This window comes from Succinatimonas hippei YIT 12066, from assembly GCF_000188195.1.
Classification (GTDB): Bacteria; Pseudomonadota; Gammaproteobacteria; order Enterobacterales; family Succinivibrionaceae; genus Succinatimonas; species Succinatimonas hippei.
Genome location: NZ_GL831000.1, coordinates 1 through 8,241, shown reverse-complemented (window position 1 = coordinate 8,241; position 8,241 = coordinate 1). Strand labels below are relative to the sequence as shown.

Annotated in this window: 6 protein-coding genes, 1 tRNA gene and 1 other RNA gene; 1 reads left to right on the top strand and 7 read right to left on the bottom strand. The window is 41.7% G+C overall.

The annotated features are described in order from the left end of the window. Positions 1-603: 603 nt before the first annotated feature. From HMPREF9444_RS05785 to rsmI, 4 genes are all read right to left on the bottom strand, one after another. Positions 604-686: transfer RNA gene (locus HMPREF9444_RS05785), tRNA-Leu, on the bottom strand. A gap of 97 nt (positions 687-783) precedes the next feature. Beyond that, positions 784-2,808 carry a transglycosylase SLT domain-containing protein gene (locus tag HMPREF9444_RS05780; RefSeq protein WP_009143463.1) on the bottom strand — a complete coding sequence of 675 codons (2,025 nt, stop codon included), beginning with the start codon at positions 2,806-2,808 and terminating at the stop codon, positions 784-786. Between the two features lie 160 nt (positions 2,809-2,968). Next, an RNA gene (rnpB, locus tag HMPREF9444_RS10605) (RNase P RNA component class A) lies at positions 2,969-3,341 on the bottom strand. 28 nt (positions 3,342-3,369) lie between these two features. After that, complete coding sequence (gene rsmI / locus HMPREF9444_RS05775) at positions 3,370-4,215, bottom strand: 16S rRNA (cytidine(1402)-2'-O)-methyltransferase (RefSeq protein ID WP_009143462.1); 846 nt, start codon at positions 4,213-4,215, stop codon at positions 3,370-3,372. A 316-nt stretch (positions 4,216-4,531) separates the two neighbouring features. Here rsmI and HMPREF9444_RS05770 point away from each other — a divergent pair, with 316 nt between their 5' ends. After that, complete coding sequence (locus HMPREF9444_RS05770) at positions 4,532-6,283, top strand: penicillin-binding protein activator (RefSeq protein ID WP_040909305.1); 1,752 nt, start codon at positions 4,532-4,534, stop codon at positions 6,281-6,283. 69 nt (positions 6,284-6,352) lie between these two features. On the opposite strand, the gene HMPREF9444_RS10600 is transcribed toward HMPREF9444_RS05770, so the two are convergent. The 3 genes from HMPREF9444_RS10600 to rplM form a co-directional block, all read right to left on the bottom strand. Next, positions 6,353-6,832, bottom strand: a complete 480-nt coding sequence (locus HMPREF9444_RS10600; RefSeq protein WP_009143459.1) for a ClpXP protease specificity-enhancing factor SspB — start codon at positions 6,830-6,832, stop codon at positions 6,353-6,355. A gap of 108 nt (positions 6,833-6,940) precedes the next feature. Further along, positions 6,941-7,333: a 30S ribosomal protein S9 gene (gene rpsI / locus HMPREF9444_RS05760; RefSeq protein WP_009143458.1), complete on the bottom strand. Its 393-nt coding sequence runs from the start codon at positions 7,331-7,333 to the stop codon at positions 6,941-6,943. A gap of 14 nt (positions 7,334-7,347) precedes the next feature. Further along, entirely contained in the window at positions 7,348-7,776 is a 429-nt protein-coding gene (gene rplM, locus HMPREF9444_RS05755; protein WP_009143457.1) for a 50S ribosomal protein L13, read from the bottom strand. Positions 7,777-8,241: the final 465 nt, after the last annotated feature.

Sequence of the window (8,241 nt, the reverse complement as noted above, 5' to 3'; positions counted from 1 at the left end):
CGGGGTTTTAGCCGCTGATCTTTTTTGATCAAAAATGCCGGTTTTTTTTACCGTTTCCGACCATATTAAACATGTTACTGTCGCCTATCTGTCTTATTCCCGCAGAAACCGTATCAAAAATACTTTCACCAAGCTTAAAAGCCGCATGTAGCTTAAACGCTTCCGCGTCAGCTTCGAAGATTCTTTATACAGTAAATGCTTTATCAAATTCATCGCGCTGACTTTGTATTCCTTTTATACTGCAGGATAGAAGGTGCGGTAAATCACGGTAGGAGCTGCCGCACCTTACACTCATCTGCATTATGGATGAACAGCGAAAAATTAAGGAATTCCGCTTCAGCGACACGAATGATCATGAGATAAATTCTTTATCCAAAAAACAGCGAGAATACCTTGATTTTTTAGCGTGAAATATCCTATGTCCTACTACGATACCGGGATTGATGAAGCAAACCGCGGAAAAAAGAACTCAAACAGCGCGATGGCGGTCTGCTTAAAGAAATCTAAAGAAGATTTTATCCGGACTGAAAATTTCGTGATATTAGTAAGCGCATGCTAACCATACGGGCAATAAAAAAGACCTAATCTAAGGTCTTTTGCGAATGGTGCCCAGGGCGGGACTCGAACCCGCACTCTCGCGAACTACCCCCTCAAAGTAGCGTGTCTACCAGTTCCACCACCTGGGCAACGAATCAATGGCGCATATAATATCAAATTTTTTTTGATTGTAAACACCATCTTTGAAAAAATATTTTAACCATATGATTTTAAAGAAATTAATTTTTAATAATTGTAGTTGATTTCATTGGCATAAAGTAGTGCTCCTTCCTTACCGGTCAACAGTTTCTGATAGATAGCATCATACAAAAGCACATTCTGTACATATTTTCTTGTTTCGGCGAAAGGAATATTCTCAACATACATTGCCGCATCACGCTTAATACCGTCCTTTGACTCCCAACGCACGACTCGTCCCGGTCCTGCATTGTAAGCTGCGGCAGCCAAAATACGGTTATTACCGAATTTATCCAGCATGTCGCGCAGATATGCCGCACCTAAGCGCACATTCTTTTCCGGGATCACTAAATCCTGAGTGCCGTTATAGCTCCAATCTCTCTGTCTTGAAACCATCTTAGCCGTTCCGGGCATCAACTGCATCAGTCCGACAGCTCCTACAGGAGAACGAATTGACGGATTTAACATACTTTCCTGACGAGATACACCGTACATGAATGATAATGAAACGCCCTGTTCTTTAGACTGCGCTTGATAGATATCAAAATAGACAATCGGGAAACGGTAAGCCAAAGCATCCCAGCGGCCGGAGCTTACGACACTGTCTATAGCATAGGCGGTATTACCTTGTCTTAATGCCCACTCGGCCATAAGCATCGCCGTATCGTCATCTGAGTTCTTGGCAATTTCGCGCCACTCAAACACGGCATCTCCGTCATCCATACCGTAAAGTTCAAAGAAACGGATAACAGCAGGATCGTTCTTAACGGATCCGGGCCATGACGCATGACTTGAAAGAGTTTCCTCATTAAACGGCAAATCTTCATCTAAAAACTGTGCGGCTAAAAATCCGAAGAAACTGCGATCTTTTGCTACCTCGGCTAAAATTTCGCTCCCCTCCTCTATACGACCTAATTCATAAACAGAACGTCCGAGCCAATATTTCCAATTAATTTGGCTTACAAAGTCTTCATTCATGCTTTGAAGGAGTTTATAGACGGTTTCCCATTGAGCGAACCAAATTGCTCTGCGCAAGCGCAGCTCTTTTATATTTTCCGTCCAGCCTACCGCAGGAAGATTTTTATCCACCCATTTAACATCAGATAAAGGACGGCCGCGGGACAACAGGTTTTCAGCCAAAATTTTCTTAATATCGACAGCCTCAATTTCGCTTGGATTAAAACGATTTACAAAAGTTGAATATAAATCCGCAGCTTCACTTGGATTTTGTTTGGCAAAACGCTTGAACGCAAGTACGGCAATACGCTTGTCGGCTTTTGAGTTTACGATTAAAGAATCGAAAATTTTCAAAGGATCGGAATAGTACTTCATATGCTCGTTAACGCGGGAAGCAAATGAAGAAGAGCTTAAAGATGAAGCTAAAGAATTTGTGGTTTGGCGATATGATTTTTGAATATAGGCTCGTTCAAACTTTTCAAGTTTAATTCTGTCGGTTAAATATCCGCGGCTGTTCCAAATAGCGAACAAACCGTTGCAGTCACTCGGCTGACGCCCCAACTGCAGATAAAGTTTAGAGGCAAAAGCAACTGCTTCCTCACTTCCCTTGCCGTTTTGCCATTTACTTTCATAAAAACGGCACATCAAAGCCTTTTGCGAGGAGTTAAGCTTGGCGTTTTCATCAAAAGGTTTTGTAGGCAACAGCTTATCAACAAGAGAATATTGTCCGCGGTTTGCCAAATAATGTACGTACGTGTTGCGAAGCAGCCGCGATAGTTCCTTCTGCTTATTTTCTTTAATAAAACGCATCACTTCGTTAAATTTAGCAGTTGACGGTTCACGCGATAAATAAAAATAATCAAGCCATAAATTTAACGGATAATTTTCAGGCAAAGAACTCTGCAACGCGCGGCCTTTTTCAAAATCACCGTCCTTAAATGCCTGTTTTGCCTGCATGTAGATATCGCGATATTGAGAAACGGCTTGAGGACTTGCGTCTATAAAAGAAAATGATTTTTCATAAAGAGGAATTGAAGGAGAAGCAACCGCAAGCTGAACACTAAGCGCGAAAACGGCGCTTAACGCACAATATTTAAATATATTGAGAGTTTTCATTTAACGACACAAACAAAAGGAATAGAAGAATAAATAATTATAGCCTTAAACAGGCTAAAAATTATAATCATTTAAAGAAAAGATGCATCTTAAATGCAATTAGTAGGCACTAAGCGACAAAGTACAAAGGAATGCACTTTTTTACTTATATAGGATTAGGATAGCAAGTCAGCCTGTAAGCCGGGTTCTGTTCTGCAAAGCAGCGGCAATCATTCATCTAGACCGACAATTGCTCATCGGTTCAAGCAATCTACCCGTCTCCCGTGCGGACCACACAAAATGGAGACCTATTTGATCTTGCTCCGGGTGGAGTTTACCCTGCCGTTTTTATTACTAAAAACGCGGTGCGCTCTTACCGCACCATTTCACCCTTACCGAAAACAAGTTCCGGCGGTATACTTTCTGTTGCACTTGTCGTAAGCTCACGCTTCCCAGACGTTATCTGGCACCCCGTCCTATGGAGCCCGGACTTTCCTCCCCTGTGACCGTATGCAAAAACACGCGTGCACAGCAGCGATTGCCTGGCTGACTTGCGGCAAATTATATCATATATGTCTGATTTTACGAGTTTGATTTAAGCTTAAGCGCTATATCATAAAGACGATTACGGTTAATTCCGGTAATATCGGATAAAGAAGAGCACACGACCTTTACAGGCGAAGTTTCAATAAGCTTTTTAAGCGCAACCACTACTTTTTCATCAACCTCCTCACTTTCCTTGGTTGGAGCAGGCCCAACTACCAGCACGAATTCCCCGCGAGTACGGTTTTCATCTTCTTCTAAGAAAGAGGGCAACTCCTTAACCTTCATTCGATATGCCGATTCAAAAGCTTTAGTAAGCTCCCTACAAACGCATATGTCATGCTCGGGAATAATCTCAGCCATTACTTTTGCCGTATTTTTAACTCGTCTTGGCGCTTCATAAAATACGGTAGTAACAGAATTTGCCGTTAATGTTGAAATTTTTTCCCTAAGCTCCTTATCTTTAACCGGCAAAAATCCGGCGAATAAAAAGCTGTCAGTAGGAAGTCCCGCCATTTCAAGTGCGGTAATTGCAGCACAAGGACCGGGCAGCGGAACCACTTTAACATTTTGTTTTGCACACAAAGAAACCACTCTATACCCGGGATCTGAAATCAAAGGAGTTCCCGCGTCACTTATTAAAGCAACCGCACCTCCTTTTTCGATTTCGTTTTTAATAATTTCAACGCGCTGCTCTTCATTATGATCGTGACAGCTTATCATTCTCGTGCCCTTAACCCCGATATGATCAAGCAATAATTTGGAATGTCTTGTGTCTTCTGCGGCAATCAAAGTGGCGTTTTTTAAAACCTCTATTGCTCTAAGTGTAATATCCTGCATATTGCCAATCGGTGTCGGGACAATGTAAAGCGCACTTTCTAACATTTAAAATTCCTGTTATTTCTCAATAAGCTTCAGCTTTTTTTTTACCAATATATTTTATCAAAAATGCTGTAAAACTCCGTTCTTTAGAACGCAGATATAAGGCATATGCTATACTACAAAAGAATAACTGCTCATAAATACAGATAAAAATCAAAACTGTAGTTATTGACTCTATAAAATCTATACAAAACAAGGGCAGGACTTACTCGACTTTACTGTCAATAAAATCTCGATAGAGGTCGACAACAGGAATCTCCGGAATTTAGCCTGGAGAGGCGGTTAAAATAATATAAGTTTTATCATCGGGAAAAATATCGTGAAAAATCATTCTTTCATCCATACGATAAGGGTTTGCACATTAAGTGCGGCACTTGCCGTTTTCTTAAGTTCCTGTGCGATGCAATCTGCAAAAACCGGTTTAAGCACTGACACAGCTTTCGGACCTTTAACCCAATCTACTGCCCAATACCGTCAGCTCGTCAATACCTCAGATACTGACTCTCAATATCAGGCGATGATCCTGCTTGCACGCAGCTATATAACCTCAGGAGATTTGGCTAGCGCCAAAGCAATCGTTTCTGAATTAAACACTCTTGCCATTACTCCGCTGCAGCAGGACGAAGCTAAAATAATCTCCGCTTTAATTAACGTTAATGAAAACAATTTAATTGAAGCTGCGGCATCTCTTGAAAAAGTCAATGCTTTAACTCTTCCCAAGCAGGCAGCAGCTTATTACCATCAATTAAACTCAAGAGTGCAAAGCAACCTTTACAAGCAAAGCGGCAATAAAGACAATCTGCTAAAAGCATACGCAAGCCAGAAAGTTTTAGTTGATTTGGTTAATGATGACTCCAAAAAAACTGTTTTAAACGAAACAGTCAAAAACCTTGAACTTTTAGGCCAAAATGATTTGTCGCTCGAACTTGAGAGGGCTACCGATCCTCTTGATAGCGGATATTTCGAATATGCCATTATCAACAGCTCCCAAAACCGCGGTGCAAAACAGGAATTATTAAATCAATTTGCGCAAAAATACCCATCCCATCCTTTAAATCTGCTTATAAGCGCTAGGACATCCGCTCTTGAGACATTAGTACCGTCTACCGATCCTGCAGCAGCGACAGCCTTACCGCAGCTAAAAAACGGTGACGAAATTGCCGTAATTCTTCCTTTAAGCGGACGTTTTGCCGAAATGGCCGGTAAACCTGCACAACTTGGTATCTTAGCTGCTTTAAAAGATCGTAGCGAAAAGGTCAACGTTACTTTTTACGACAGCAACGTTTTGACTATGGATCAAATCCTTAATGCCGCCAATCAAAAAGGTACAGCCTTTATTTTAGGTGCCGTCTTAAAACCTGAAGTATCGGATTTGATTGCATCCGGTACCAAGATCCCCGCTATCGTATACAACAAAGTCGAAACAATTCCCGATAATATCTGGTACTTTGATTTAAGCCCCGATTACGAAGGAGCTCTTGCCGCCGCTAAAATGATGAGTGACAACCGTCAAGCTCCGGTGATTTTTGCATCATCAGCTGTTGACAACCAGCGTGCTGCACATGGTTTTAATCAGTTGTGGAGCAAAGTTAAGCATCAAAATGTCCCGGTATGCTCTTTTGAAACTGTAAGCGATGCCGGTAATTCAGTCACCACCTGTCAGCTTTCCGGTAAAGACAGCGCATACATCAACGCCAATGCCATGGAAGCTGCCGCAGTTAAAACCAAGCTTCCGGGAAATATGCCGGTCTATTTGACAGCTTCCAGCAATCCGGGTCTTAACAATTCATCTATTGAAATCGCGATGAGCGGCGCGCATCTTGGCGACAGTCCTTGGATGCTTACCGACACTCCGATTAAGCAGTCGCTCTTTAACGCTATGCCTAAAGCCAATGCTTTTGTTCAAAGAGTTTTTGCTACTGCTTATGACAGCGTCAACACTGCTTTTAATTTAAACAATCTTAATCAGAACAAAGCCGACGTGCTTCACGGACTTTCCGGTGATATTCAAATCAACGGTCATTTAATTGAAACCGCTCCGCTTTGGATAACCGCAGGATCTGCGCGTTAATATTAAAACTGAATATTGAATAAAAAAGACCCGCTGGGTCTTTTTTATTTATCTTTTCCTAATTATAGACTAATCATCTTTTAAGATTGTAAATGAAGGTCCGGAATCCTTATTTTCATTTTCATCCTTTTGCTCTTCTGAATCAGCATTTGAATCATCAACAGCTGAAAAGCCGACTACATTATCATCTGATTCTTCCTTTTCACTATCTTCATCCTCGGGATCGGGAGTAAGCCACATTTCAAGCGGATAACGAATTTCATTTTCAACAGCGATTAAATCCATCATCGCGTTGTACGGAATCACGATAAACTCGTCTTGACCGCTAAAGCGGGCATAAAAAGAAATATTTTTCTGATCGATTGAAAAGTTTCTTACGGCTCGAGCGGAAATTGACAATACAATCTTTCCGTTACGAACATAGCTTTGAGGAACTTGCACCCCTTTTACTTCTGCGTTTACTAAAAGATGCGGGGTTATTTCATTATCAATTAACCAATCATAAAAGGCTTTAAAAATGTAAGGGTTAAAACTGCTCATCCGCTGCATGGTTTTGCTCCTATTATTTTTTCTTGTAATTATATTAAGAGCGCTAAAAATAAAAAACCCCTGTCGTTTTTTCGACAAGGGTCTTGAAACACAATCCGTACGAAACGATTAACGCTTGGAGTACTGCGGACGCTTACGGGCCTTATGGAGACCAACCTTCTTACGCTCAACGCTACGAGCATCACGAGTAACGTAACCTGCCTTACGTAAAGCGGGACGGAAGCTCTCATCGTATTCCATCAAAGCACGGGTAATGCCGTGACGAATAGCACCGGCCTGTCCTGAAATACCGCCGCCGATAACGGTAACGTAAATGTCGAACTTATCGGCTACATCTAAAAGCTCTAAAGGTTGAGCAACAACCATACGAGAAGTAGGACGACCGAAATACTGCTCTAAAGAACGGCCATTAATGACCATCTTACCGGTACCCTGTTTAATGAAAACACGGGCAGTTGAACTCTTACGACGTCCGGTACCATAATACTGATTTACAGCCATTTGCTATTGCTCCTTTAAAACTTTAAAACCTGAGGCTGCTGAGCTGCATGTTCATGAGTCTCACCAGCATATACTTTGAGTTTGCGGAACATAGCACGGCCTAACGGTCCCTTCGGAAGCATACCGCGAACGGCAGTTTCGATGACCTGCTCAGGCTTACGAGCAATCAATTTTTCGAAAGACTCTGACTTAATTCCACCAGGGAAGCCGGTGTGATGATAGTACATCTTATCAGTAGCCTTATTGCCGGTAACCTTAACCTTGGAAGCGTTGATTACGATAATGTAATCACCGGTATCCATGAACGGGGTGTACTCGGGCTTGTGTTTGCCGCGAAGGCGTAAAGCAATTTCAGTAGCGAGGCGGCCGAGAGTCATTCCGGCTGCGTCAACAACAAACCAGTCACGTTTAATAGTGGACGGCTTGGCAACATAAGTTTTCATCAAAAAACCCTTTTTTGAAGGAAATCAATCCTTTAAAACTACCCGGGAGTATCCCGGTCTCTTTACCAAACGGAAATTTTTTTAGTTTCCGCATTAAGACTACCGAGTGGGAATTCGGAGCTTAATTAGAGGGGCTGCAAAATTATACACGAAATGACTTAAGGAAACCAGCAAAAACAAGCTTTATTCACGATATTTTTTCACATTGAAAAATGCGCTGATGGAGCTAGGTTTTATCATGACATTTAATTATTTCTAAACTTAAAAAGACAAGGAAAAAGCGAAAAGATCTTATAGAATGCAAATAGGGCCGCAAGAGGCAAACTTTCATAAAACGACATAGAAAGTGCGGCCCAAATCGGTATAAGCGTCAGTCTTGAGTTTTCTTTTTGTGACTGACGCTTAAATGTGGTTAGAAGCTGTGTCTGAATCCTCCTGATACAGTGTAAGTGTCTTCGTTGTCAG

What these genes read in the sequence shown, in the direction of transcription:
- rpsI (WP_009143458.1), bottom strand. Translation starts at nt 7,333, where the DNA reads ATGGCTGTAAATCAGTATTATGGTACCGGACGTCGTAAGAGTTCAACT.
- rplM (WP_009143457.1), bottom strand. Translation starts at nt 7,776, where the DNA reads ATGAAAACTTATGTTGCCAAGCCGTCCACTATTAAACGTGACTGGTTT.
- rsmI (WP_009143462.1), bottom strand. Translation starts at nt 4,215, where the DNA reads ATGTTAGAAAGTGCGCTTTACATTGTCCCGACACCGATTGGCAATATG.
- HMPREF9444_RS05780 (WP_009143463.1), bottom strand. Translation starts at nt 2,808, where the DNA reads ATGAAAACTCTCAATATATTTAAATATTGTGCGTTAAGCGCCGTTTTC.
- HMPREF9444_RS10600 (WP_009143459.1), bottom strand. Translation starts at nt 6,832, where the DNA reads ATGCAGCGGATGAGCAGTTTTAACCCTTACATTTTTAAAGCCTTTTAT.